Source organism: Qipengyuania sp. (assembly GCF_043423005.1).
Classification (GTDB): Bacteria; Pseudomonadota; Alphaproteobacteria; order Sphingomonadales; family Sphingomonadaceae; genus Qipengyuania.
In genome coordinates, this window is the sequence record NZ_JBHWMI010000049.1 from 1 (window position 1) to 23,626 (window position 23,626).

A 23,626-nucleotide genomic window follows, 5' to 3' on the forward strand; every position below is an offset into this window, starting at 1 on the left:
GCATCCCAGCCTCCTGCTCCTTCAAAACAGCGATGATCTGCTCCTCGCTGAACCTGCTCCGCTTCATCTCGTCCGTCTCCTTGTCGAAGGCCGGACTCTACTTATCACTGGAGGAAATCTAGGGGCTCAGACCACTTGCGAACAGCGGGCCGAACCTGTTCCACCAGTGCCGCACGGTCTCGTGACAGATGTCGATGCCCCTCTCGGCCAGTAGGTCCTCGACGTTCCGCAGCGACAGCGGGAAGCGAACGTACAGCAGGACCACCAGCCTGATCACCTCAGAAGAGGAGTTGAAATAGCGGAACGGGCTGGCAGGCTTGCGAGGACGCGGCATGCCGCTGCCCAGCCGATCGGGCGCCTTACGCCAGCAGGTGCGTTTGGTCTGACAGTGCCCCGACGCACCTTCTGACAATCTCCGGGACTGTCATCGTGCCGTCTCCAATCCGTCAAAATCCTGTCGCGAAAGCTCCTTATTGGCCCCCCCCGGAACAGGAGGCCATCGTGCAGATTAAGAACAGACTTCTCATCGGCGCCGCGATCGTGGCCACCGCGTTCCCCGCTATCGCCTGCGCCGGCGACATCGTCGGCAGCGTTTCCGACGCCAATCGCACCATCGCGCTGCGCGCTGCCGAGGTGCGGATTGTCGAGCTTGGCCGCGCGGTGGCGACCGAGCGGGACGGCTCGTTCGTCTTCGCCGACGTGCCCGCCGGCGCCTATACGCTCGAGATCAGCTATGTCGGAGCGGAGACACAGCGCGAGACGATCACCGTCCCCGAAACCGGCACGGTCCGGGCCGACATCGCGCTCTCGGCATTTGGTGACGCCGAGATCCTCGTCATCGGACAGGCGGCCAACCTGTCGAGCGCCCTGTCGCGCAAGAAGGAGGCGGACGGCGTCTCCGACGTTCTCACCCGCGATGCGATCGGCCAGTTTCCGGACCAGAACGTCGCAGAAAGCCTGCGCCGTCTGCAGGGCGTCAACATCCTCAACGACCAGGGGGAAGGGCGCTTCGTCTCGGTTCGCGGGCTCGACCCGGAACTGGTCTCGACCTCGCTCAACGGGGTCCGCCTGCCCGCACCCGAAAGCGACGTCCGTTCGGTCGCGCTGGATGTGATCTCAAGCGACATCATCGAATCGATCGAGGTCAAGAAGTCGCTCACCCCCGACATGGACGGCGACACCATCGGCGCTTCGGTCGAGATCGAGACCACCAGTGCGTTCGACCGGCGGACCGATCTGCTGACCGCCAAAATCGAGGGCAGCTACAACGACTATGCCAACGAGCTTTCCCCCAAGGGCAGCGTCGACTTCGCCTATCGGGTCAGCGACACGCTCGGCATCTCAGGCGGGGCGAGCTATTACCGCCGCAGCTTCGAGACCGACAACATCGAGGCCGACGATTGGGTCGAAGCGGGTGACACGATATTCCCCGCCACGGTCGAATACCGCGACTACGATGTCGAACGCGAACGGATCAGCGCGACCCTCGGCCTCGACGTGAAGGCGGGGGAGGCCACGACGCTCTATGTGAAGGGCCTCTACAGTCAGTTCGACGATCAGGAATACCGCCGGCGCACCACCTTCGACCTCGGCGATTTTGAGGATGACGGGCCGAGCAGCTTTTCGGGCAGCGGCGCGACCTTCAGCGATGCGGACCAGGAATTCACCGTCGAGCGGGACATCAAGGATCGCTTCGAGAGCCAGAAAATTCGTTCGATCACGCTTGGCGGCGAAAGCGATTGGGGTGCCTGGTTCGCGGATTATTCGGCAAGCTGGGCGAAATCGAGCGAGCGCGAGGACGGCAGCCTCGATCCCATCCAGTTCGCGCGTGACTTCGACGGCGACGGGCTCACCATCGGGTTCGACTATTCCGACCCGAGGGTTCCGGTCGTCTCGGTGATCACCGACCCGGGCGACTTCCGCGATCCAGCGACCTACGAACTGAAGGACGTCGAGTCGACCGACCTGTCCGACGCGCAGGACGAAGAATATGCTCTCAAGCTCGACCTCGGGCGACGCATCGCGACGAGCGCGGGCGAATTCACCGTGCAGGCGGGCGTCAAGTCGCGCTGGCGGGACAAGACTTACGACAGGACGGTGTCCTTCTACGAGAATGACGAGTTTACTCTCGCCGATGCGATAGGTCTGGGTCAGACCTATCGCCTGACCGACATCTCGCCCGTCGCCGATTACACCGCGGGCACCCGCTTCTTCCGCGCCAATTTCGGCAGCTTCGAATTGCAGGAGCTCGACAGCATCTTCGAATCCGCGATCGCGGATTTCGCGGTCTCGGAAGACGTGCTGGCAGGCTACCTTCTTGGCCGCTGGGACAGCAGCACGCTGCGCGTCATCGGCGGCGTCCGGGTCGAGCGCACTCGCAACGACATCGCCGGCAACCTAGTCGAATATCTCGACGAGATCGAGGACGAGGATACCGGCGAAATCGTGCGCGAGGAACAGGTGGTCATTACCCCGCTCGCCTTCGAGCGCGCCTATACCGACTGGCTCCCCAGCCTCAACATCCGCTTCGAACCCCGGAACGACCTGGTCCTGCGCCTTGCCGGCTATCGCAGTCTGGTTCGTCCGAAGCTGTCGAAGCTCGCCCCCCGCTTTTTGGTCGAGGATGATGACGAGGGCGTGCGCGAAGGCGAGTTCGGCAACCCCGACCTCCAGCCCTATAAGGCGTGGAACTTCGATGCCTCGGCAGAATGGTACATGAGCCGCACCGGCGCGCTGACGGCGGCGTTCTTCTACAAGGATATTTCCGACTACATCGTCGATACCTTGCGCGAAGACGGCACGTATAACGGTATCGCCTTCGACGAGGCAGTGATCCCGATCAATGGCGAGAACGCCCAGGTCTACGGCTTCGAACTCGGCTTCGCGCGGGCGTTCGGCGGAGTGCTTGACGGGTTCATCCTCAACGCCAACTACACCTTCACCGATGCAAGCGGCACGGTCTTCATCGATGGCGACGAAGGCACGCCGCGCGACATCCCGCTGCCCGCAACCTCGCGCCACACCGCGAACCTTTCGCTCGGCTTTGACAAGGGGCCGATCGACGTCCGTCTTTCTGGCACCTACCGCGACAAGTATCTCGACGAGCTTGCCGACGAGGCGCCGATGGACCGCTATGTCGACGATCACTTCCAGCTCGACCTTTCGGCCAAGTATAGCCTTACGGACAAGGTGCAGCTGTTTTACGAATGGGTGAACATTAACAACGCGAAGTATTTCGCCTACAACACGCTCGGCAATCGGCAGAACCTTTATCAGTACGAGGAATACGGCTGGACGATGAAGGGCGGCGTGAGGGTGACTTTCTGATGCGCGGTTCGATCAGCCTTGCGGCGCTCGCTGCCCTCACCGCCGCCTGTGCTACGGTGCCGGCAGCGGGCGACCCCGCGGTCGAGGTCTTTGCGGTGGCGGAAACCGAGCCGGTCAGGACCGCCGATCTCGATGCGGCCGACGATCCGGCGATCTGGCGCAATGCCGCGGACCCGGCGCAAAGCCTGATCGTGGCGACGGACAAGAAGGCCGGACTTTACGTCTACGGGCTCGACGGCAAGACGCGCAGCTTCACCGCGCACCCGGCGCTCAACAATGTCGACCTCGTCGATATGGGGGCGGACGGCGTGATCGTCTTTGCCAGCGATCGCAGCGATCTCGCCGCGGCGGGGATCATGCTCTACGGGCTCGATACCGCCACCGCCCGGCTGATCGAGCTCGGCCGCGTCGCTTCCGGTCCGGGCGAAGGCTACGGCATCTGCGGCACCCGCCGCGGGGATGCGCTGATCGTCTACACCGCGCCCAAGAGCGGTCGGATCGGCGAATGGCAGATAACCCTCGGCCCCCGGCTCGCCGCGCGCGAGCTACGCACCATGCAGGTCTCCTCCCAGCCCGAAGGCTGCGCCGTCGATCATCGCGACGGCACGCTCTACATCGGCGAGGAGGCCGGCGGCATCTGGCGCTTCAGAACCGGACAAATGACGGGCGAAGTGGTGGCGAAGGTCGATGGCCGCGCGCTTGTGGCCGACCTTGAGGGACTGGCACTGGTGCCCGAGGGCGAGACTGGCGGATGGCTTTATGCCTCCAGCCAGGGTGACAACGCCTATATGCGCTACGCCCTCCCCGGAATGACCCCGGCGGGCCGTTTTCGCATCGCTCGCGGCACGATCGGTAGCGTCGAGGAAACCGACGGTATCGAGGCCATGCGCGGAGATTTCGGGCCGGCCTTCCCCGGCGGCCTGTTCATCGCACAGGACGGCGTCAACGACGGCAAGCCGCAGAACTTCAAGCTTGTGCCCCTCGGGGCGATCGAGGCGGCGTTGGTGCGGTAGGCGGATCTGCTATGCAAAGCCGGTATGGGCCTGCTGTTACCGCTGCCCGCGCTTTGATCCACGCTCGAAAGTGCCGGGGGGCACCGTCAGACCAGGCACATTTGGGTTCGTTGGCGCTCAAACAGTCGATGCTTGACGCGTTCGGTCTTTCGTTCGCCCTGCCCCTTTTTCGATCAAAGCCAGCACCGTCTTCCCAGCTACAGAATCGACGGGAGAGTCTGCCAAATCACGCCGAGGCTTGCTATAGATAAGGCAAGCGAACCGACCCGCCCCGCCCATTCAATGCCGTCGCTCATTTCCACACGATGGTTCCGAATGGCGAAAAGGATAAGCCCGGCAAGGGCTAGCAGGCCGGAGGCGATGGTCAGGACATTTGCCAGCGTTGTCCCGGGCCAGATACTGCCGATGCCATAAATTGCGAAGAAGTGCGCTGCCCAGATACTCAGGGCGCCAAGCAGCGAGCGCCACGCCCGGCTGTTCACAGAGCCGCTCCGAGCGCGCGAGGCAGGATAGCCGCCGCTGCGCCTCCCGCGGCGACATAGAGCAGGAACAACCCGATCACCTCGACCAGATTGCTTTGCCGGCCCGGCGGCAGATCGCCGGCAATCGCTCGGGCGCCAAGAAAGAGGGCCATCACGAGGCCGATGGCGACGTTCTGACCATGTAGCGCCAGCATTCCAAATATTGTCGCGCCTTGCGCCGACACGGTCGGTCGCAAGCCCGCTGACCACCATGTCCAGACGTCCCAAGCCTCCGCACCAGCCAGCGCCAGGGCTGCAAGAGCGATGAGAGCAGCCGCCCCGGCACTGCTGCCCTTCTGGTTGCGTGCGATTTGGCGGGGCGCCCACCAGGCCGCCGCCGCCGCAACCGCTATCGGGGCAAGCGCCCATGCCAGCGATCCCGCCGGCGGGGGCGCTACCGTCCACCACTCGGGACTGATCCCGAACAGGAAGACGTGAGCGAACATGGCCAGGAGAAAGATCATTCCCATCACCACGAGCAAGATCACGATCGCCCAGCGACTGTGTCCGGTGCCGCCCGCCATGTAGGTCGGCAGCATGATGCCCGCCCCCACGTCGGCGTTCTCCTTGCTCGGGGGGCGATCGGTATCCCAGACCCAGCGCAGGATCGAACCGACCGCGAGCACCCCGCTGACGAAGCCGGCGGTATAGGCCTGCATTGTCAGAAGCAGGAAAAATCCGGCCGTGAACACCGCGCCGAGCAATGGCCAGACCGATGGGCCGGGCATAACCTGCACATATTGTGGCTCGGCCCTGAGCGGGCTCGTAATCAGCGTCTCGCGCAGTCCCGTGACCGTGCCGGGCAGGAAATAGCGCCCCTGCTCGACATCGTCGGAAAGGTCGGGATCGTCCCACAAGGGCTCGCGGCTGCGGACCACCGGGATGCTTCTGGTCGAATAGAGTCCACCAGGCAGCCATTCCAGCGTGCCGCCGCCATAGATGTTGCCGGCGCTATCCTCCTGCGAAGGGCGCAGCCGCCGCGTCGCATCGATGACGAACACAAGCACGCCCGCCGCAAGGATGAAAGCGCCGACCGTAGATACGAGGTTGAGCGCATCGAACCCCCGATCCGGCAGATAACTCGCCACGCGTCGTGGAAGACCCATCAGCCCGGTCAGATGCATGGGCAGGAAAGTGATATGGAGGCCGGCGAACATCAGCCAGAAGGCCCAGCGACCGGCGCGCTCCGATAGGGCGTTGCGGCTGACCATCGGGGTCCAGTAATAGAATGCGCCGAACAGCGGGAAGACCATTCCGCCCATCAGCACGTAATGCAGGTGCGCGACGATGAAATAGCTGTCATGCGCCTGAAAATCGAACGGGACCATCGCCACCATCACCCCGGTCAGCCCGCCCATCACGAAGATGACGATCCCGCCGATGACGAACAGCGCGGGTACCGAAGCGCGGATTTTGCCGATGGCAAGCGTGGCTATCCAGGCGAAGACCTGGATCCCCGCCGGCAGCGATACGGTCATGCTGGCGGCCGAGAAGAAGCCCGTGGTAAGCCGGGGCATCCCCACGGTGAACATATGGTGAGCCCATACGCCGAAGCTGATGAAGCCGGTGGCGAGCATGGCCATCACCACCAGCTCGTGCCCCACGAGCGGCTTCCGCGCGATGGCGACGATCATCGCCGAGATCATCCCCGCTGCCGGCAGGAAGATGATGTAGACCTCGGGATGGCCGAAAAACCAGAATAGGTGCTGCCACAACAGCGGGTCGCCGCCGCGGGTGGGATCGAAGAACGGCCAGTTGAAAGCGCGCTCAACCTCCAGCAGCAGGGTGCACAGGATGACGGCGGGAAAGGCGACCACGATCATCACCGCGAAGATCAGGAATGCCCATACCAGCAAAGGCATCCGCGCCAGCGTCATGCCCGGCGGCCGGGTCCGCATGACGCCGACGATGATTTCGATCGCGCCGGCGATGGCGCTGATTTCGATGAACCCGATCCCGAGCAGCCAAAAATCGGCATTCATGCCCGGCGAATAGGTCATGCTGGTGAGCGGCGGATACATAAACCACCCCCCATCAGGCGCCAGGCCCACGAAGATCGAGCAGAAGAACACCACCCCGCCAACGAGATAGGCCCAGTAGGCGTAGGCTGACAGGCGCGGAAACGGCAGGTCGCGCGCAGCAAGCAACTGCGGCAGCAGCATCACGGCCATCGCCTCGACCGCCGGAACGGCGAACAGGAACATCATCACCGTGCCGTGCATGGTGAAGACCTGATTGTAGGTTTCCTGCGGCACGATCCCTGCCAGCGGGGCGGCAAGCTGCACCCGCATGACCAGCGCCAGGATCCCGGCTGCCACGAAAAAAGCGAAGGCCGTCAGGATATAGTAGAAACCAATAAAATTGTTGTTGACCGTCGTCAGCCGCGCCAGTCCGCGTGGCGCTTCCCATGCCTTTTTCAGCGCCTCAAGCTCGCCTTCCGGACGCGGCTCGCGGGTCGGGAAGCGATCGTAGAGCGCTGGATTGAAGCCGGTCTCGCTGGTCACTGCCGCGTCTCGAGATAGGTGACGATTTCGGCCAGGTCTTCGGGTGGCAACATGGTGTAGGCCGGCATCCGGTTGTTGTGCTTGATTGCCTGCGCGTTGCTGATCCATCCGGTCAGCGTACCGCGATTATTGGGCAGTATGCCTGCGCCGAGCGAATGGCGCGAGGCCACGTGGGTGAGGTCGGGTCCAGCCATGCCCTGCGCCGCCGTGCCGGCGATCCGGTGGCACGCGGCACAGCCTGCTTCCTGGAACAGGGCAGCGCCGCGGCCGCTGGCCTGGGCGGTCTGCGGGGCGGTTCGCGCCGCCAGCCAGCGCGCGTATTCCGCCGGTTCGTGCGCCACCACGACGAAGCCCATCAAGGCGTGCGCTCCGCCGCAATATTCGGCGCACTGCCCGCCATAGACGCCCGCCCGGTCAGCCTGGATGCGCAGCAGGTTGCGGCGCCCCGGCACCATGTCGAGCTTGCCGGCAAGCTCCGGGACCCAGAAGCTGTGCACTACGTCGGCGGATTCGAGTTCCACCACGACCGGCTGGCCGACTGGGATATGAAGTTCGTTTGCGTCGTGCGAGACGATCGCGCCTTGTGAATCGAGATAGGCGACCCGCCACCACCACATGTGGCCCGTCACCCTGACCCGCTGCTCGGCACCGGTCAGTGGTCCCGCGAGATGACTGGTCAGGGTCAGTCCCCAGACCAGCAAACCGGTGAGCACCACAGTGGGGAAAGCCAGCCCGCCGAGGAGGATCGTGCGCTCACCGCCGAGCTTCTGCTTGAGCGCGGGGCTGCCGAACAGCGCGACCGCAAGGGCCGCCAGGACGATCAGGAACACCGCGGTCATCAGGCCGATCAGGACCCAGGCAAGCGTACTGATCGAGGCCGAATACGGACCCCCCGGGTCAAGCACCGGCGGCGGCCAGCCGAACAGCGCGTCAGCGAGGGTCGAGCGAGATGAGGTAGGCCGCGACATCTTGCGCCTCTCCTTCGTTAAGAGGCATGGCAGGCATGGTGGTTCCCGGAAGCACCGCTGGTGCGTTGCGGACAAACTGCGCGAGGGTTCCATTATCGGCCGCAAGCCGGCCGGCGATCAGAGCCTGCGCATCGAAATCGTGAAGCGAGGGACCGACCCTGCCCTGCGGCAGGTCGATCCCCGGAATTGCGTGGCAGCTCGCGCAGCCGACGCGTTTCATTACAGCGAGGCCGCGATCAGGATCGGCGCTGTCGAGCTGGGGAGCGCGTTCGGGCAAGCCCCCGCACCCTGCCAGCGCCAGTGCACTCGACCCCAGTGCAATGAAGCGCCACAATGGGCTTGCGACCCGGCGAGGGGCTGGTAGTTCAGTACGCGTGCCCCGAAATCTCAGCATTCCTATTGCCTTAGCCATTACGCTGGCGCTGGCAAGCTGCGTGGATCAGGCGGGGTCTGAAGATGGCTTCACCGCGACGGGCGAAATTATCGCGCTGAGCGGGGGGGCAGCTGGCCCGCGCTATGCCTGCGTTGCCTGCCATGGTGTCGACGGCCGCGGCAACGGGTACGATGCGCCGGCGCTTGCGGGAAAGCCGGCCGGATATCTGCAGAAGCAGCTCGAGGACTATGTCGCCGGCACGCGCCAGCACGAGGCGATGCGATATGTCGCAACGCGGCTTTCACCCGCGGAACGGGGGCTCGTCGCCACATGGTTCGCCGGTCTTCCTCCGGCAGACCACCCAGCCATCGCCCCGGACGTGCTCTACGCGAACGGCGATCCCGCGCGGGGTATCCCCTCCTGTGCGTCGTGTCACGGTGCGTCTGGCGAAGGGATCGGGCAGGCCAACCCGCCCCTCGCTGGACAGCCTGCGCCATATATCGCCCAGCAACTCTCACAGTGGAAGAACGCCAAGCGCCGCAACGATGCCGGCGATGTCATGTTGAGGATTGCACAGCGGTTGACCGATCAGGAGATTGCGGCGCTTGCCGGGGCTCTTGGCCATGACCAAAGACCCCCGGCGTCTCCGGCCCGTTGAGATCGGGCAGCATTCCCGTCAACACATCGTGCCGGTCCCAGAAATGATGTTTGAGTGCAGCGGCCACGTGCGCCGGTATCAGCACGGCCAGGCCGATGATCGACAACTGGTGAATCGTCTCGGCCCACTCCATGATCACCCGTTGCCAGGCGGGGCTGAGCTGGGCGAAGGGCAGGTCGGGCACTGGCACCACGCCGGCGATGCTGAGCGGCAGATCGTTGGGCAGGGCCGACCACAGCGCCCATCCGCTCAACGGCAGGGCGATGAACAGCCCATAGAAGAGAATGTGGGTGATATGCGCGATGTTTGCCTGAAAGCCGGGCGTATCGGCATCGTTCACAGGTCCGGGGATCAGCAGCCGCCAGACGCCCCTGAGGCCGGCCAACAGCAAGATTGCAAAACCGATTTCCGTGTGGAGCTGATAAAGGCCCAACTTGTCGAAGCTGGAAGCCATCCGCCCGGCATACCAGCCGAGTGCGAGTTGCCCCATCACTACAGCCGCCATGATCCAGTGGAAGGCAATTCCCACAGGAGAATAGCGGCGCTGTTCGGTATGGCCGCGTGCCCAGCGCCGTATCGCGTTCAGCACAGGGTCTGTCGCTGAGCTGTCGGCTCGCGCAAGGCTTTTCGCAACGCCAGTAGCGCGGCGGCGAGATACACTACCGAACCGGGCACCCACATTATGAGGCCGGCCAGCTGCTGATCCGCAAGCGGACTGAACCCCCAGGCCTGCGTGGTCAACCAGTGCGGGGCATAGATTGCCTGCGGGGTAAAAGTCAGCAAGGTCGCCAAGAGGCCCATCTGCACTGTCATGGCAAGAAGCCCGGCGATGGCAGCGGGCCGGCTCGCTGCCGACACCGATTGCCAGAACAGCAGCGCGCTTCCCAGAAGCGAAAGCTGCATCACCCAGTAGATCGCATCGGAAGACAGCGCCGCCACATAGAGGCCGGGGGCGTGCCAGAGCCAGAACATGAATGTTGCGATCCCTGTCGCCAGCAACAATTCGGGGGTGCGCTGGATCAATCGAACGCCGGCCATGACGAGCAGTGGGGCAACAAGCGCGGTAAGTCCCACATGGTGCACTACCCGGACGGAAAACAGCGCCGAACTCAGCGCACAGATAGGCGATACGTAGAGCAGGAAAATCAGGGCAAGCGCTCCGCCAAGAGCGAGCTTCTCGCGTCGCCCACGCTGCCCCCGCGACACCCACGTCCAGACGGCCGCGCCCCCCAGTATGGCGAGCAGAAGCGGATCGAGGTTCCACCGGAGCAGCCACTCCGCAGGCAGCGGGGCTGCGCCGCAATAGGGCACCCATTCATTTTGCGCAGCGGACATGCTCGCTCCTTCCTGCCATGGCGCTTAAGCCAAAACGCTGTTAGGCCACCGGTTTCTAGTCCCGGTGCCGCGGAGGGTCCAGCTTGAACACGCAGTTGCAAAATCGTCGGAAGGCCCCCGTCGGCTGGCTGATCAGAATCCTCGCGCTGGTATTGGCCCTGATCGGGTTGACGCTGACTGGAGGCGGCGCGTGGCTCGCGGCGCTGGGAGGCTCGTTCTATTATCTTCTCGCCGGATCTGCGTTGATGGCGAGCGGATGGCTGATCTGGCGCGGAAAGGCGGCGGGTGCCTGGCTCTATTTCGCCACTGTCGCCGCCACCCTCGTCTGGGCTCTGTGGGAAGTCGGTACGGAGCCCTGGGCACTGGTCCCCCGCCTGGTCGGACCGGTTGTTCTTGCCGCGCTTGTCTGGCTCGCACTCCCTCGCCTCACCAACGGGCGGATCACGCGAGGCGGCGGGTGGCTCGGCGCTCTTGGCGCCCTTGCAGCACTTGGCATCGGGCTGGCGCTGGCGGCGAATGCGCATCGCCCGCAGATCGACCAGCCGTTGCCGGGAGCGCGGCCCCTGCTCGCGATGCAGCAACCTCAGACCGACTGGCAAAGCTATGGTTCCGCCCAAGCACAGCGCTATTCGGCGCTGTCGCAGATCAATCTCGACAATGTCGGACAGCTCACCCGCGCCTGGACGGCGCACACCGGCGACCTGCCCGACGATACGAGCAACCACAAATATGCAGCGGAAAACACTCCGCTCGTGATCGGCGACACGATGTATCTGTGCTCGGCCATGAGCAAGGTGATCGCGCTCGACGCGGCCACCGGGCGCGAGCGCTGGCGCTTCGATCCCGAAGTTGCCAAGGAGAACATACCCTATTCTGCTTCCTGCCGCGGCGTGGCCTACGCCGGACCTGCGCAACCCACGGTCGCTGGCGCCGGTGCAGTATGTTCGTCCCGGATCGTTGCGGGCACGCTCGACGGGCGCCTGCTCGCGCTCGATGCCCGCACGGGCCGCCCATGTCCCGGCTTCGGGACCAACGGCGAAGTCGACATCAAGCAGGGCATGGGCGATGTCGTCCCGGGCATGGTTTCGATCACCTCGCCCCCCGTCATCGTGCGGGGAGTCATCGTCACCGGCCACCAGGTGCTCGACGGGCAGAAGCGCGCCGCGCCATCGGGCGTGATCCAGGCGTTCGATCTCGAGACCGGCGAACTCAGCTGGGCCTGGGACATGATGCGCCCTGATCGCACCGGTCGCCCGCCCGAAGGCGAGGAATACACCCGTGGCACGCCCAACATGTGGACGATCGCCACCGGCGACGAGGCGCTGGGCCTCGTCTACCTGCCGATGGGCAACAGCGCGGTCGATTACTGGAGTTCCGCGCGCCGCCCGGAGGAAAACCGTTATGCGACCGCGCTGGTTGCGCTCGATGCGGCGACGGGCCGGCCGCGCTGGCACTTCCAGACCGTGCATATGGACGTGTGGGATTACGATCTCGGTTCGCAGCCCACGCTGATCGATCTCAACCGCGACGGCGAGGTAGTTCCCGCGCTGTTCCTGGCGAGCAAGCAGGGCGACCTTTATATGCTGGACCGGCGAACGGGCGAGCCACTGCACGGCGTGGAGGAACGCCCGGTGCCCCAGGGCGGGGTGGAGCCGGAGCAACGCAGCGCGACCCAGCCGTTCTCGACTTACCACACGCTGGCGAAACGCGATCTCGTCGAAGCGGATATGTGGGGCATGTCGCCGATCGACCAGCTCGCCTGCCGCATCCAGTTCCGCCGCGCGGCCTATGACGGCATCTATACTCCTCCCACCAGCGACCGCCCGTGGATCCAGTACCCGGGATACAATGGCGGAGCGGATTGGGGCAGCCTCGCCCTCGACCCGGTTCGGGGCGTGCTCGTTTCCAATTACAATGACATGCCAAATTACAATCGCTTGCTGCCCCGGGCGGAGGCGGACAAGCGAGGGCTGAAAGCGCGCACTGCCGAAAGCGCGCGAGAGGAGGAACCCGGCGATGCCCCGGAAGGGGATCCGCAGGCTGGCACCCCCTATGCTATCGACGTCAACGCCGGCTGGCGGTTCGGTGCCACCGGCTTGCTATGTACGCGGCCGCCCTATGGCGGCATCCGCGCGATCGACGTTGCCACCGGCGAGACGATCTGGGACCGGCCCTTCGGCACAGCCCGGAAGAACGGTCCGTGGGGCATACCTTCGATGATGCCCTTCCTGATCGGCACGCCCAATAACGGCGGGTCGGTGGTCACGGGTGGCGGACTTGTCTTCATTGCCGCCGCAACCGACGACCTGTTTCGCGCGATCGACCTCAGGACCGGCAATACCGTCTGGGAGGATGCCCTCCCGGCAGGCGGCCAGGCCAACCCGATCACTTACGAGGTCGATGGCCGCCAGTTTGTTGCGATTTTTGCAGGTGGGCATCACTTCATGGAAACGCCTGTGGGTGACGAAGTGGTTGTCTATGCTCTTCCGCAGAGCGACCGGTAACGAGCATCTGGTGTCTCCTTGGGAAAGTCTGAGGCCGTAAGGCACCTACAAGGTTCAAAGACAAATCCGGAACCGCAACTCTCAGCACAGCGAGAGAGCTGTCGAAGCGATGCCATCGCCCGCTTCGATTAACAAGGACGGGATCGACCGATTTCGGGCTTTAAAGAAATCTACTCGAGGTAACTGCCTATGGGCGCCTTTATCCCGTCCGCTCAGTCCTGAACCAACGGCGGCTATCGGGCCGCGGCGCCGGCCTATCGAATGACCGAATTTGGGGCGCAAAGCTGCCGCTATCCCCGTTCAATCCACCACTCCGGCCACGCCACCTTGTGAGGCAAGCGCGTGTTGCGCCAGACCTCCCTTTGCTCGGCCTCGGTAAGCCCTCGCGTTCCCATCCGCGATAGCGCCGCTTCGACGGCCCACGGATTGATTTCCCAACGCGATCGTAGGGGGTCGTCGGCGTACTTGAGCGTCGCGAGGCCGAGCGTGTCGAGGATGCAATCGGCACCGCTCGCAACAAGCGTGATTATGACCTGAACCTTTTCATGTTCTTCGGTCAGCGAGGCACGCGCGGCTTCGATCGCTTCGAGCGACCAGCGGGCTGCAGCACTGTCTCCGGCGAGGCCCTTTTGAGTCAGCTGAAGGAGGAAGGCTTCGGCTGCCGTTACCCGGCGCTCGTGCCCATCCTCGCGGATCGTGACCATCTGTCCCAGCGCCGCATCATAGGGCACCTCGCGGCGGCGGTTCTTCGGGCGGCCCCTGGGGTTGCCCGAACGGCCCTTGAGGAAGCGCGTCGCTACCGGTGGTTTGGCGTACCCGACGGGTTCATTATCCGTCATCCTGCCCTCCCGCGCGGCCAACGCACTTGCTCGGGATTGAAGGTGAAGGACTTGATGTCAGAGATTTCGTCGTCCGAAAGCCGCCGCCGACCCGGCCGGCTAAGGGCAGCCTGGGTTGCCCACGCGTGGACCTTGACGGCGTCATCGGAGCCGGGTTAGACGTCGGCAATGCCGAGCAGATGCAGGGCCTCGTTGGCGCTATCCGAAGAATACCGAAGCTTCACCACGACCGGGCTTTTCGCGGGCCGGGCTTGCGCCAGCACCTTCTCGCGCTTCTCGATCATCCTGAGCACCTTGCGGATCGCCATCCGGCGGCCCTTGAGCGCCGCCTGGTAGGTCTGAAGCTGGAGCGCCTTGGGCCGGCCTCGCGGATTACCCGACTGCCCCTTGACGAAGCGGCCCTTGCCCGCGCCGGTCATGCCGCAAGGTCCTCGCCGTCCCGGTGGACGAGCACCGGCTGTTTGCCGGTAAGATCGGACCACCGGGTCATCGCGAGATCGACATAGGCCGGGTCGATATCGAGCCCTCGGAATGCCCGCCCCACTCGCTCCGCGGCAATCAAGCTGGTGTCCGAGCCGAAAAAGATGTCGAGCACGAGCTCGCCCTGCCGGGTCACATCGCAGATGGCATCGGCAACCATCGCGACCGGTTTGACCGTCGGGTGAAGGGCGAGATCCTCACGCCGCGAGCCTCTCATCGAGTTGACGCTCGGATAGTCCCACACATTGGTGCGGTTGCGGCTGTGCCGGCCGAGCTCGACGCAATTTGTGTGCGGAGTATCGCCAACCCGGTAGACGAACACCATCTCGTGCTTCCAGCGGTAGAGCGAGCCCATCCCGGCATTGCTCTTGTTCCAGACGCAGATATTGGCTGCTCGCCATAGATGCCGCCGGCCGCGGCGCTCACGTCGTCCATGTGGCGCCAGTCCATGCAGACAAAGTGGACCGCCCCATCGCGCAAGACCTTGGCACATGCACCAAGCGTATCGGAAAGGAAGGCGCGGAACTCGGTGTCGTTCATCTCGCCCGATGCCATCGCGAACTCGCGGTGCCGACCCCTGGCATTGGCGTGCCCGTTGATCCTGACGTTGTAAGGGGATCGAGAAAGGCGCAGTCGATCGCGGCCTCGGTTCCAACGATGGCTTGGAGGAACCCCGTACCGCGGCCATCGCCGCACCCGAGGCGATGCTCCCCCAGTTGCCAGATGTCACCGAGCTTGACCCGGGGGTGACCGGGACCGCGGGGATGACCTCGTCATCCGGATCCTCGCTACCGGCGAGGATCACATCGATCTCGCCCGCGGCAAAGCCGGTCAGCGACAGGTCAAGGTCGAGCTCTGGAAGCGACAGGTTGACAAGTTCGAGCTTGAGGATTTCAATGTCCCAGCCCCGCATTGAGCGCGATCTTGTTGTCGGCGAGGCGCAGCGCCTTCTTCTCGGTGTCCGTCAACCCGGCAAGCGTGATCACCGGGACCTCGGCCAAGCCCAGCTCCTTTGCCGCGCGCAGGCGACCGTGGCCGGCGATAAGGTTGCCGCCGGGATCGGCAAGGATCGGGTTGGTAAACCCGAAGGCTTTTATCGAGGCGACGATCTGCTCGATCTGGCGCTTGGAGTGGGTACGCGCGTTGCGCGGATCGGGGACGAGGCTCGCAAGCGGCGCGTAGCGCACTTCGAGCCGGCGGTCGGCAGCGGTGGTGGCTGCCTGGAAGGTCGACGGTTCCATACCCGAAACAGGAACGAACGGACGATGCGAAGGCAGCAGCGATGCTTCTGCGGGGATAACGCGTCGCCAAAGAACCGACTGGACTTTGCCGGACACCCGCGCATCAGTTGCAACCACGCCCGCCGACGCGGGCTTGTCCCGGTAGCGGCGGCGCCTTCTGCCGCCGCCCCAACCGGAGACGATAGAATGGCCAAGTCCAAGTCCACCACCAAGACCATCAGCAAGCTCGACCAGGTCGAAGCGCTCCTCCTGCGCGACGCTGGCGCGACCATCGCCGAGATGATGGCTGCCACCAGTTGGCAGCAGCACTCGGTGCGCGGGGCACTTGCCGGCGCGCTCAAGAAGCGCGGGCTTACCATCACCTCGGACAAGGTCGACGGGGTCCGCCGCTACCACGCGGAAAAGGCAGCATGAGCGACCTCGCCTGTCTCGTGGACGAGATCGGTCGCATGGACCTTGAAGGCCTGCGAACGGAATGGCGGCGGCGCTACGGCGCCCCGCCTGCGCTGCGCTCGGTCCCGATCCTGCGCGAAATTCTCGCCTGGCGGGTCCAGGCCGAGGCCCTTGGCGGGCTCGATGGAGCGACCCGCAAGACCCTCGCGAGGTCGGGACCGGTGGAAGCCGAAGGCAAGCACCTCGGCGTCGGGGCCAGGCTCACGCGCCAGTGTAAAGGGCGGGAAGTTACAGTGACCGTCGAGGATGCCGGCTTCCGGTTCGACGGCCAGCTCTATCCCAGCCTCTCGGCCGCCGCCACCGCGATCGCCGGATCGCGCTGGAACGGCCCGCGCTTCTTTGGCCTCAAAGACAGCTGATGGAGCCTAGGCCCAAGATTTTCCGCTGCGCGATCTACACCCGCAAGAGTTCCGAAGAAGGTCTCGACCAAGCATTCAACTCGCTCGATGCCCAGCGCGCCGTGAGGAAAGCCTATGTTCAGAGCCAGGCCGGCGAAGGCTGGGTGCTGCTACCCACGCTCGATGACGACGGCGGCTATTCGGGCGGCACCATGGAGCGCGCCGGTCTAAAGGCGCTGCTCGCCGACATCGCCGCCCGCGCCATCGACATCGTGGTGGTCTACAAGATCGAGCGGCTGACCCGCTCGCTGACCGACTTTGCCCGCATGGTCGAAATCTTCGAAAAGGCGGACTGCAGCTTCGTCTCGGTCACCCAGTCGTTCAACACGACCAACTCGATGGGCCGCCTGATACTCAATGTCCTGCTCTCGTTCGCCCAGTTCGAGCGCGAGGTTACCGGCGAGCGCATCCGCGACAAGATCGCGGCCTCCAAGGCGCGCGGCATGTGGATGGGCGGGCTCCCGCCGCTGGGCTACGATCCCCCGGAAGACCAGCGCCGCATCCTGCTGGTTAACGCGGGCGAAGTTGTTACCGTGCGCGCCATCTTTACCCGCTATCTCGAACTTGGCTAGGTCCATGCGCTCCAGCGCGAACTGACCGCGACCGGGATCATGTCCAAGGCTCATGTGACCCGGAAGGGCACCACGCTCGGCGGCCTCCCGTTCAGCCGCGGGGCGCTGTTCCATCTCCCGAGCAACCGGGTCTATCTCGGCGAGATCGTTCACAAGGGTGCAATCCACCAGGGCGAGCATGATGCGATCGTCGATCGAGCGCTGTTCGCGCGGGTGCAGGATCATCTCGATGCCAACTCCCGCAGTCACCGGGCGATCGCCACTGGCCGCAAGGACAAGGCGCCGCTGACCGGCAAGCTGTTTGATGAGGATGGCGAGCCGATGAGCCCGACGTTCTCGCGGGGAAAATCGGGCCGGTCGTATCGCTACTACGTCTCGGCGTCGCTGCAGCAGGGGACCAGGCACGCCAGCACGATAACCAGGCGCGTGCCGGCGCCGGCAATCGAGCGCATTGTCACCGAAGCGACCGAGCGCTGGACGGGCAACGCGATCAGTACGCGGGATTAGTTGCACGAGGTGCGGCTGTCCGGCATGGGAATGGCGATCAAGCTGCGCGATGTCGATCCTTCGCAGGTCGCACTCCGTCTCGTCGATGGCGAGAGGCTGGTCCATTCGACGAGGTCGGACTGCACGATCCTGCTCGCCGAAGTCTTCCCCCTGCGAGGGGGCCGAAGGGCCATTCGGTCAGGCACGGGGAGCGGCTGCTGTCCCGACCCGGTTTTCATCGCAGCCCTTCGCCGCGCGCACCGGATGCTCGAGCGCGAGCGTGGTCTCCCGAGCATGACCAGTGCGCCGGTCTCGCCCTACGAGCGCAACATCCTGAGGCTGGCATTCCTTGCGCCCGCAATCCAGCAGGACATCCTTGCCGGTCGCCAGCCGGCTGCTCTGACCCTCGGAAAACTGAAGCAGATGAAGATCCCGCTGGCGTGGTCCGAACAGCCGGCAGCCCCGGGGCTACGGTCCGACGAGGATTACCTGTTACGGCGAGTAATCCGCCTGATACTGCCGACTAATTGCCCTGTTATGCGCGATCAAATAGCCTGTTCTGGCAAATAACAGGAAAACGCCTCGTGGGCACCGTAACGCACTGTATCCTAGCCACTTTTCTCAACGAAGTGTCAATCAAACCGCGAAAATCGCCCTGTTATGCGGTCGAAATGGCCGTTTTCCCCCTGTTCTTGCCTGTTTTGCAGGGAAACCGAACCGATGCCGATCCCGCCAGAGGCTAGGCGGGAAATACGACCCTGATATCGATCGTGAGACGCCGCTGATGCCGGCAGCCGGTCGGGTTGGCCAATGCAAAGCCGCCCGTTCCGCGGCTTTCAACGCGGACCCTGCGAGGAGAGACTAGTGCTAGGGGTGGTTGGCGGTGCTGTCAGTCGCATCGCTACTTTTCTCAGATGAAGTCCGCTTTGCGCCCCAATATCGGTCATTCACGAAACTGCAGTCGATCTCCAAAAGCTGCCGGTCGTCGGGATGACTGTCACTGATCCGTCCGACCACGGTTCGAAGAATATCAGTCGCCCAACTTGACCTCTTCACGTACGTCCGGCCCTACAGGGCGCTCGAGCGCTTTTTCGGCCTCCTCCAAGAGTTCCGGGGTCAGGTCGGTAGTCCGTGCCGGGAGAGGGGTGCCATCTCCCATCTCACCATTGGTCTCGATGTCTTCGATCAGCATCTTCATCTCGGCGATTTCCTTGACCTGCGCTTCGATGATCGAGTCTGCGAGCTTGCGAACACGCGGATCGGTGATCTCTGCTCGCGAACTTGTCAGAACGGCGATCGAGTGATGCGGGATCATCGCTGCCATGTATTCTTCATCGTTGACGGTCGCCTGGCTGCGAACCAGCCACAGCGCCACCGCGAAGGTCAGGGCACCGACGCCCAGGATGATCAAGTTCTTGGTCTTGTCCTTGTACATGCCCCACATGAAGAGGAGCATGACAATCATCATCATGCCGCCCATGACGAAGGTCATCCAGAAACGCGTTTCGCTCCAGAACACGTGATCGAGCTCGTAGGTGTTCAAATACATCAGGCCGAACATTATTGCGGTCGAGGTCGCCACCATCGCCATGAAGCGCCAGTAATTGCCGCCTCCGTGATGCTCCTGTTCACTGGAATGTTCTGCTCCGGACATGCCGATCCTCCTATTTAGTCATTTGCGTCGCGTTCTATCAAGTAACCCGCTGCGACCATGCAGGTTTCCCGGACGCCCTATGCGTTGCCCAGCGTCGGAAGCTTCAAACTACGCAGCCGCAAGGCGTTGGCGATGACCGATACCGATGAGAGGCTCATCGCTGCGGCCGCGATCATCGGATTGAGAAGAAGGCCAAAGGCGGGAAACAGCACGCCCGCCGCTACCGGTATGCCGAGCGCATTGTAACCGAACGCGAATACGAGGTTTTGGCGAATATTGCGCATGGTGGCGCGCGACAGCACGATCGCCTGGAGCACACCGGTCAGGTCGCCGCGGACCAGCGTGACACCGGCGCTTTCGATCGCCACATCGGTGCCGGTTCCCATTGCAATGCCGACATCCGCAGCCGCCAGCGCTGGCGCGTCGTTAATGCCGTCCCCTGCCATTGCAACGCGCTTGCCTGCGGCCTTGAGCGCCTCGACCTTGCGATGCTTGTCCTCGGGCGAGACGTTTGCCTCGACCTCGTCGATACCGAGCTGGCGGGCCACGGCTTCGGCGGTGGCGCGGCTATCGCCGGTTAGCATGACCACTTCGATCCCGCGCTCGTGCAGCGCCCTAATGGCCGCAGCGCTGGTCGGCTTGATCGGATCAGCGACCGCGATCAGCCCTGCCGGTGCGCCATCGATGGCCACGAACATCACGGTTTGGCCTTGGGAGCGTCCGGCTTCTGCGGACGCGAGCCATTCCGCATCATCGATCCCGAGCCGCCGCATCAGTTTCTCGTTGCCAATGGCGACCTTCCGCGGTCCCACGCGCGCCTCGACACCCTCGCCGGTAATCGACGACAAATCAGACGCTGCCTCGAACGCCACGCCTCGCGCCTTGGTGCCTTCAACTATTGCATGGGCGAGCGGATGCTCGCTCCCGGCTTCCACCGCGGCGACGGCGGAAAGGAACTCGGCCTCGTCCAGTCCCACTCGGGGAGTGACCGAGACGAGATCAGGCTTGCCCATGGTGAGAGTGCCCGTTTTGTCGACCACCAGCGTGTCGATCTTTTCGAGCGTCTCCAGCGCCTCGGCGTTGCGAATGAGGATGCCGTGCTGGGCCCCCTTGCCGGTGCCGGTCATGATCGACATCGGGGTTGCGAGGCCGAGCGCGCAGGGACATGCAATGATGAGAACGGCGATCGCGTTGACCAGTGCATAGGCAAGCGCGGGGAATGGCCCCCAGATGGCCCAGACGATAAAGGTAACGACCGCGATGACGACGACCGAAGGCACGAACCAGGCCGCGACCTGATCGGCCAGGCGCTGGATCGGTGCCCGGCTGCGCTGTGCCTCGGCGACCATCTGGACGATCTTGGACAACATCGTGTCCTTGCCGACCGCGCCCGCACGCATAACGAAGCCGCCGGTCTGGTTGACCGTTCCGCCGATAACCTTGTCGCCGGCCCTCTTGGACACGGGCAACGGCTCACCGCTGATCATGGACTCGTCGATCGCGCTCGCACCCTCGGTTACCTCGCCATCGACCGGCACCTTGTCACCGGGGCGGACGCGGAGCAGGTCACCGCTCGCCAATTGGTCGAGCGACACTTCGCGCTCGTCTCCGCTGCCGAAGATCTTGAGTGCGGTCGGCGGCGCAAGTTCGAGCAGTGCACGCAAAGCGCTCGAGGTCGAGCCCCGCGCCCTGAGTTCGAGCACTTGACCCAGCAGAACCAGCGTGGTGATGACCGCCGCCGCCTCGTAATAGACGCCGACGCGGCCCGAGTGATCGCGGAAGGCGGGCGGGAATATATCGGGCAGGAGCGTCGCGACGAGGCTGAACAGGAACGCGATCGCTACACCGAAGCCGATCAGCGTAAACATGTTAAGGTTGCGGGTCCTGAGCGACTGCCACGCCCGTACGAAGAACGGCCACCCGCCCCAAAGTACGACCGGTGTGGCGAGGGCCAGCTGCGCCCATTGCGCACGTGCCGGTTCGATCAGCCGGTCGAAGCTGATCCCGGGCACCATGTCGCTCATCGCGTAGACGAACAACGGCAGGGTGAAGAACGCGCTGACCCAGAAGCGGCGCGTCATGTCGACGAGTTCGGGATCGGGTCCATCCTCGAGGCTGACCGTCTCAGGCTCCAGAGCCATTCCGCAGATGGGGCAGCTTCCCGGTCCTACCTGCCGGATTTCGGGATGCATGGGACAGGTGTAAATCGTCCCCTCGGGAACGTCCTCGACCTGCTCAAGATGCGCGCCCGACAGATAGTGCTCCGGGTCGCTGACGAACTTGTCCTTGCACCGCGCCGAACAGAAGTGATGGGTTGCGCCGTCGTGCTCGGCGATATGCGTAGCACCCTCGATCGCCACGCTCATGCCGCAGACAGGGTCGATGGCGGTAGCTTCACCTTGGGCGTGGCCTGCCTGATGGGTGTCGCAACAGCTCATGGATTGCCTCCTCTGCTTCGCAGGTGCGTATGACTGAAATCAGGGATAGGACGCGAAAACCTCGCGGCGCCCGTTGCCGAACGCTATGACCTGGTAGGGTTGCACTTTGCCCCCCGCCTCCATGCCGGGCGATCCAAGCGGCATACCGGCCACCGCCAGACCTTCCACCCAGTCGGGCCTTTCTGCGAGCAAGCGCTCGACGTCGGCGGCGGGCACGTGGCCCTCGATGACGTACCCATCCGCGATCATGGTATGACACGAACGAAGGTCATCGGGGACACCGTGCTGCGTCTTTACCGACGCCATGTCGGGGTGATCGACCGTTGCGACTTCATGCCGGTCGCCCTGCTGCATGTGCGCCGCCCAGGCTTCGCAACATCCGCAACTGGGATCGCGATACATGGTGAAGCTGGCTGCCTGCGCCGCGCCCGCACAGGCTGCGAGCAACATCGTGCCAAGTATGGGGAGAAGCGGGCGACGGGTCAGATTTCTGCTTTGGCTCATCAGTTGTGTCCCATTGCTTTCATGTCTTCGTCGGACATGGTGGACTTGTCGTGGCCGGCATGCGGATCAGCGGCGGGCGTTGCGGCTGCCGTCGGCGTGGGAGTTGCGACGGGTGCCGGCGCGACCTTGCGAGCGGAAGGCGCGGGCGCGCTGGTGGTTGCAGACTGCGGACTCGACGCGGCGACTGGCGCATCAGATCGCGGCTCGGAGACTGGCTCGGTGACCGCCTCGGAAATCGCTTCGGAAGCGACCGGAGCCGGGGTTGCGGCAGCCGCCTCGGCTGCCGGAGTTTCCTCTTCCACCGGAGCAGCTGCTTCTCCGCACGCTGCCAGCGGAAGCAGGAGCGCGGGCGCAAGCAATGACTTACCGGCGAAGGCGAGAGAATTGAGACGCATGGCAGGCTCCTTCAGAGTTTGAGGTGATTGAGGCCATGAGCGAGTTCGCCGCCCATGTAGCCCTGAACGATCAGTAACGCCGCAATCGGGAAAAGAGTGAGGCGAAAAGCAAGGCGGGACTGCGGATTGCGGTAAGCAATCCAAGCTGCCGCTAGGCCGAGGGCCGCGATCAGCATCCCGTTCCAGCGGTGAAGCTGCATGACGGTATCGCCGCCGAACCACAGTCCGGTATGTATCCACCCGAACAGGGCTGCAACGACAGCGCCCGCAGCGCCACCGTAGATCATGATCTTCACGGCCGCTTCGCGTTCTGGAGTGCGGCGCGCCATCACGAACAGCTCGGTAAGCGCAGCCATCAGCAAGAGTGCAATCGGGAAGTGGACGGTTGCCGGATGCAAGCTCTTCAAGACACCGACGATGCCGCCGCTCTCGACTTGCTCGGCATCATGGCCTTGGGTGGTTTCTTCGGAAACCGCTGCACTGCCCATCGCATCCATATCGTGATCGGGCTGAGCAGCGACCGCAGCGGTTGAAGCAGGACGTTCCGCCTCCTCCCAATGCTTCTCGTCGCCATGCGCGAACGCAACCGTTGCAGAGAGAAGAAGAGCCAGGCTGGCCAAAAGGCGCAGAACGGAGCTCACCGCTTGGCCTTCTCGAAAAGGTCGACCAGTTCGCCGAACTTCTGCTTCTGTTCGTCGACATCACCGCTAGCGATCGCTTCGGCCACGCAGCAAGCCGCATGGCGCTTGAGGATTTCGCTCTCGGCACGGCCAAGGGCAGCCTTGATCGCCTGGACCTGGTTGAGGACATCGATGCAGTAACGATCGTCTTCGATCATCTGCGCCACACCGCGCACTTGCCCTTCGATTCTCCGAAGCCGATTGACGATGCGGGAACCATCGGTTGCTGACACGTTTAACGCTCCATCTGCCGGAATACCCTACGGGGTATCTTGCAATACTC

Annotated in this window: 26 protein-coding genes; 9 read left to right on the top strand and 17 right to left on the bottom strand. The window is 64.0% G+C overall.

Features of this window, described 5'->3' with window-relative positions:
- Nucleotides 1–118 precede the first annotated feature (118 nt).
- Entirely contained in the window at nt 119–334 is a 216-nt protein-coding gene (locus ACHFFA_RS07975; RefSeq protein WP_394270316.1) for a hypothetical protein, read from the bottom strand.
- Nucleotides 335–501: 167 nt separating this feature from the next.
- Between ACHFFA_RS07975 and ACHFFA_RS07980 the strand changes: the two genes are divergently transcribed.
- Together ACHFFA_RS07980 and ACHFFA_RS07985 are read left to right on the top strand one after the other, a co-directional pair.
- Nucleotides 502–3,327, top strand: a complete 2,826-nt coding sequence (locus tag ACHFFA_RS07980) for a TonB-dependent receptor (RefSeq protein WP_394270317.1) — start codon at nt 502–504, stop codon at nt 3,325–3,327.
- Nucleotides 3,327–4,340, top strand: a complete 1,014-nt coding sequence (locus tag ACHFFA_RS07985; RefSeq protein ID WP_394270318.1) for a phytase — start codon at nt 3,327–3,329, stop codon at nt 4,338–4,340. The genes ACHFFA_RS07980 and ACHFFA_RS07985 overlap by 1 nt, the downstream gene beginning before the upstream one ends.
- Before the next feature lie 197 nt (nt 4,341–4,537).
- Here ACHFFA_RS07985 and ACHFFA_RS07990 read toward each other — a convergent pair whose 3' ends face one another.
- Genes ACHFFA_RS07990 through ACHFFA_RS08005 form a run of 4 tightly spaced genes read right to left on the bottom strand, consistent with a single transcriptional unit; the run spans nt 4,538 to nt 8,727 of the window.
- Nucleotides 4,538–4,822 carry a hypothetical protein gene (locus tag ACHFFA_RS07990; protein ID WP_394270319.1) on the bottom strand — a complete coding sequence of 95 codons (285 nt, stop codon included), beginning with the start codon at nt 4,820–4,822 and terminating at the stop codon, nt 4,538–4,540.
- Complete coding sequence (locus tag ACHFFA_RS07995; RefSeq protein ID WP_394270320.1) at nt 4,819–7,365, bottom strand: cbb3-type cytochrome c oxidase subunit I; 2,547 nt, start codon at nt 7,363–7,365, stop codon at nt 4,819–4,821. Before ACHFFA_RS07995 ends, ACHFFA_RS07990 begins: the two co-directional genes overlap by 4 nt.
- Nucleotides 7,362–8,333, bottom strand: a complete 972-nt coding sequence (coxB, locus tag ACHFFA_RS08000; RefSeq protein ID WP_394270321.1) for a cytochrome c oxidase subunit II — start codon at nt 8,331–8,333, stop codon at nt 7,362–7,364. Before coxB ends, ACHFFA_RS07995 begins: the two co-directional genes overlap by 4 nt.
- The gene (locus tag ACHFFA_RS08005) at nt 8,296–8,727 is read right to left on the bottom strand and encodes a c-type cytochrome (protein WP_394270322.1); all 432 of its coding nucleotides are present in this window, start codon (nt 8,725–8,727) and stop codon (nt 8,296–8,298) included. The genes coxB and ACHFFA_RS08005 overlap by 38 nt, the downstream gene beginning before the upstream one ends.
- Between ACHFFA_RS08005 and ACHFFA_RS08010 the strand changes: the two genes are divergently transcribed.
- Nucleotides 8,708–9,364, top strand: a complete 657-nt coding sequence (locus tag ACHFFA_RS08010; RefSeq protein WP_394270323.1) for a c-type cytochrome — start codon at nt 8,708–8,710, stop codon at nt 9,362–9,364. The two genes, ACHFFA_RS08005 and ACHFFA_RS08010, sit on opposite strands and share 20 nt — an antisense overlap.
- Here ACHFFA_RS08010 and ACHFFA_RS08015 read toward each other — a convergent pair.
- Together ACHFFA_RS08015 and ACHFFA_RS08020 are read right to left on the bottom strand one after the other, a co-directional pair.
- Nucleotides 9,264–9,953 carry a cytochrome b gene (locus ACHFFA_RS08015; RefSeq protein ID WP_394270324.1) on the bottom strand — a complete coding sequence of 230 codons (690 nt, stop codon included), beginning with the start codon at nt 9,951–9,953 and terminating at the stop codon, nt 9,264–9,266. The two genes, ACHFFA_RS08010 and ACHFFA_RS08015, sit on opposite strands and share 101 nt — an antisense overlap.
- Complete coding sequence (locus tag ACHFFA_RS08020) at nt 9,947–10,699, bottom strand: cytochrome c oxidase assembly protein (protein WP_394270325.1); 753 nt, start codon at nt 10,697–10,699, stop codon at nt 9,947–9,949. The genes ACHFFA_RS08015 and ACHFFA_RS08020 overlap by 7 nt, the downstream gene beginning before the upstream one ends.
- Before the next feature lie 95 nt (nt 10,700–10,794).
- Between ACHFFA_RS08020 and ACHFFA_RS08025 the strand changes: the two genes are divergently transcribed.
- Entirely contained in the window at nt 10,795–13,203 is a 2,409-nt protein-coding gene (locus ACHFFA_RS08025; protein WP_394270326.1) for a membrane-bound PQQ-dependent dehydrogenase, glucose/quinate/shikimate family, read from the top strand.
- Between the two features lie 290 nt (nt 13,204–13,493).
- Here ACHFFA_RS08025 and ACHFFA_RS08030 read toward each other — a convergent pair whose 3' ends face one another.
- The 4 genes from ACHFFA_RS08030 to ACHFFA_RS08045 form a co-directional block, all read right to left on the bottom strand.
- Entirely contained in the window at nt 13,494–14,042 is a 549-nt protein-coding gene (locus ACHFFA_RS08030) for a DUF5681 domain-containing protein (RefSeq protein ID WP_394270327.1), read from the bottom strand.
- A gap of 155 nt (nt 14,043–14,197) precedes the next feature.
- Nucleotides 14,198–14,461 carry a DUF5681 domain-containing protein gene (locus ACHFFA_RS08035; protein WP_394270328.1) on the bottom strand — a complete coding sequence of 88 codons (264 nt, stop codon included), beginning with the start codon at nt 14,459–14,461 and terminating at the stop codon, nt 14,198–14,200.
- Nucleotides 14,458–14,877 carry a DNA-methyltransferase gene (locus tag ACHFFA_RS08040; protein ID WP_394270329.1) on the bottom strand — a complete coding sequence of 140 codons (420 nt, stop codon included), beginning with the start codon at nt 14,875–14,877 and terminating at the stop codon, nt 14,458–14,460. Before ACHFFA_RS08040 ends, ACHFFA_RS08035 begins: the two co-directional genes overlap by 4 nt.
- 538 nt (nt 14,878–15,415) lie before the next feature.
- On the bottom strand, nt 15,416–15,763 hold the full coding sequence (locus ACHFFA_RS08045; protein ID WP_394270330.1) for a ParB/Srx family N-terminal domain-containing protein: 348 nt from the start codon (nt 15,761–15,763) through the stop codon (nt 15,416–15,418).
- Nucleotides 15,764–15,949: 186 nt separating this feature from the next.
- Between ACHFFA_RS08045 and ACHFFA_RS08050 the strand changes: the two genes are divergently transcribed.
- Genes ACHFFA_RS08050 through ACHFFA_RS08070 form a run of 5 tightly spaced genes read left to right on the top strand, consistent with a single transcriptional unit; the run spans nt 15,950 to nt 18,242 of the window.
- Nucleotides 15,950–16,177 carry a DUF3489 domain-containing protein gene (locus ACHFFA_RS08050; protein WP_394270331.1) on the top strand — a complete coding sequence of 76 codons (228 nt, stop codon included), beginning with the start codon at nt 15,950–15,952 and terminating at the stop codon, nt 16,175–16,177.
- Nucleotides 16,174–16,575, top strand: a complete 402-nt coding sequence (locus ACHFFA_RS08055) for a DUF2924 domain-containing protein (RefSeq protein WP_394270332.1) — start codon at nt 16,174–16,176, stop codon at nt 16,573–16,575. Before ACHFFA_RS08050 ends, ACHFFA_RS08055 begins: the two co-directional genes overlap by 4 nt.
- The gene (locus ACHFFA_RS08060; protein ID WP_394270333.1) at nt 16,575–17,186 is read left to right on the top strand and encodes a recombinase family protein; all 612 of its coding nucleotides are present in this window, start codon (nt 16,575–16,577) and stop codon (nt 17,184–17,186) included. The genes ACHFFA_RS08055 and ACHFFA_RS08060 overlap by 1 nt, the downstream gene beginning before the upstream one ends.
- Nucleotides 17,187–17,207: 21 nt before the next feature.
- Nucleotides 17,208–17,693, top strand: a complete 486-nt coding sequence (locus ACHFFA_RS08065) for a recombinase family protein (RefSeq protein ID WP_394270348.1) — start codon at nt 17,208–17,210, stop codon at nt 17,691–17,693.
- Nucleotides 17,694–17,723: 30 nt separating this feature from the next.
- Nucleotides 17,724–18,242 (top strand): hypothetical protein, encoded by a 519-nt coding sequence (locus ACHFFA_RS08070; protein WP_394270334.1) that lies wholly within the window; start codon nt 17,724–17,726, stop codon nt 18,240–18,242.
- A gap of 460 nt (nt 18,243–18,702) precedes the next feature.
- Here ACHFFA_RS08070 and ACHFFA_RS08075 read toward each other — a convergent pair whose 3' ends face one another.
- The 6 genes from ACHFFA_RS08075 to ACHFFA_RS08100 form a co-directional block, all read right to left on the bottom strand.
- Nucleotides 18,703–19,326, bottom strand: a complete 624-nt coding sequence (locus ACHFFA_RS08075; RefSeq protein WP_394270335.1) for a DUF305 domain-containing protein — start codon at nt 19,324–19,326, stop codon at nt 18,703–18,705.
- A 77-nt stretch (nt 19,327–19,403) separates the two neighbouring features.
- Nucleotides 19,404–21,764, bottom strand: a complete 2,361-nt coding sequence (locus ACHFFA_RS08080) for a heavy metal translocating P-type ATPase (protein ID WP_394270336.1) — start codon at nt 21,762–21,764, stop codon at nt 19,404–19,406.
- 39 nt (nt 21,765–21,803) lie between these two features.
- Nucleotides 21,804–22,268 carry a DUF411 domain-containing protein gene (locus tag ACHFFA_RS08085; RefSeq protein WP_394270337.1) on the bottom strand — a complete coding sequence of 155 codons (465 nt, stop codon included), beginning with the start codon at nt 22,266–22,268 and terminating at the stop codon, nt 21,804–21,806.
- Nucleotides 22,268–22,663, bottom strand: a complete 396-nt coding sequence (locus ACHFFA_RS08090; protein WP_394270338.1) for a hypothetical protein — start codon at nt 22,661–22,663, stop codon at nt 22,268–22,270. Before ACHFFA_RS08090 ends, ACHFFA_RS08085 begins: the two co-directional genes overlap by 1 nt.
- Nucleotides 22,664–22,674: 11 nt before the next feature.
- Nucleotides 22,675–23,304, bottom strand: a complete 630-nt coding sequence (locus tag ACHFFA_RS08095; RefSeq protein WP_394270339.1) for a DUF2231 domain-containing protein — start codon at nt 23,302–23,304, stop codon at nt 22,675–22,677.
- A complete protein-coding gene (locus ACHFFA_RS08100; RefSeq protein WP_394270340.1) occupies nt 23,301–23,576 on the bottom strand; it encodes a metal-sensitive transcriptional regulator in 276 nt (91 codons plus the stop codon). Before ACHFFA_RS08100 ends, ACHFFA_RS08095 begins: the two co-directional genes overlap by 4 nt.
- Nucleotides 23,577–23,626 lie beyond the last annotated feature (50 nt).

Coding starts and splice junctions, on each gene's coding strand:
- ACHFFA_RS08040 (WP_394270329.1), bottom strand. CDS start 14,877: ATGGGCTCGCTCTACCGCTGGAAGCACGAGATGGTGTTCGTCTACCGG.
- ACHFFA_RS07975 (WP_394270316.1), bottom strand. CDS start 334: ATGCCGCGTCCTCGCAAGCCTGCCAGCCCGTTCCGCTATTTCAACTCC.
- ACHFFA_RS07985 (WP_394270318.1), top strand. CDS start 3,327: ATGCGCGGTTCGATCAGCCTTGCGGCGCTCGCTGCCCTCACCGCCGCC.
- ACHFFA_RS08085 (WP_394270337.1), bottom strand. CDS start 22,268: ATGAGCCAAAGCAGAAATCTGACCCGTCGCCCGCTTCTCCCCATACTT.
- ACHFFA_RS08070 (WP_394270334.1), top strand. CDS start 17,724: ATGGCGATCAAGCTGCGCGATGTCGATCCTTCGCAGGTCGCACTCCGT.
- ACHFFA_RS08050 (WP_394270331.1), top strand. CDS start 15,950: ATGGCCAAGTCCAAGTCCACCACCAAGACCATCAGCAAGCTCGACCAG.
- ACHFFA_RS08030 (WP_394270327.1), bottom strand. CDS start 14,042: ATGACGGATAATGAACCCGTCGGGTACGCCAAACCACCGGTAGCGACG.
- ACHFFA_RS08055 (WP_394270332.1), top strand. CDS start 16,174: ATGAGCGACCTCGCCTGTCTCGTGGACGAGATCGGTCGCATGGACCTT.
- ACHFFA_RS08035 (WP_394270328.1), bottom strand. CDS start 14,461: ATGACCGGCGCGGGCAAGGGCCGCTTCGTCAAGGGGCAGTCGGGTAAT.
- coxB (WP_394270321.1), bottom strand. CDS start 8,333: ATGTCGCGGCCTACCTCATCTCGCTCGACCCTCGCTGACGCGCTGTTC.
- ACHFFA_RS08060 (WP_394270333.1), top strand. CDS start 16,575: ATGGAGCCTAGGCCCAAGATTTTCCGCTGCGCGATCTACACCCGCAAG.
- ACHFFA_RS08045 (WP_394270330.1), bottom strand. CDS start 15,763: ATGGAACCGTCGACCTTCCAGGCAGCCACCACCGCTGCCGACCGCCGG.
- ACHFFA_RS08080 (WP_394270336.1), bottom strand. CDS start 21,764: ATGAGCTGTTGCGACACCCATCAGGCAGGCCACGCCCAAGGTGAAGCT.
- ACHFFA_RS08090 (WP_394270338.1), bottom strand. CDS start 22,663: ATGCGTCTCAATTCTCTCGCCTTCGCCGGTAAGTCATTGCTTGCGCCC.
- ACHFFA_RS08075 (WP_394270335.1), bottom strand. CDS start 19,326: ATGTCCGGAGCAGAACATTCCAGTGAACAGGAGCATCACGGAGGCGGC.
- ACHFFA_RS08005 (WP_394270322.1), bottom strand. CDS start 8,727: ATGCTGAGATTTCGGGGCACGCGTACTGAACTACCAGCCCCTCGCCGG.
- ACHFFA_RS08020 (WP_394270325.1), bottom strand. CDS start 10,699: ATGTCCGCTGCGCAAAATGAATGGGTGCCCTATTGCGGCGCAGCCCCG.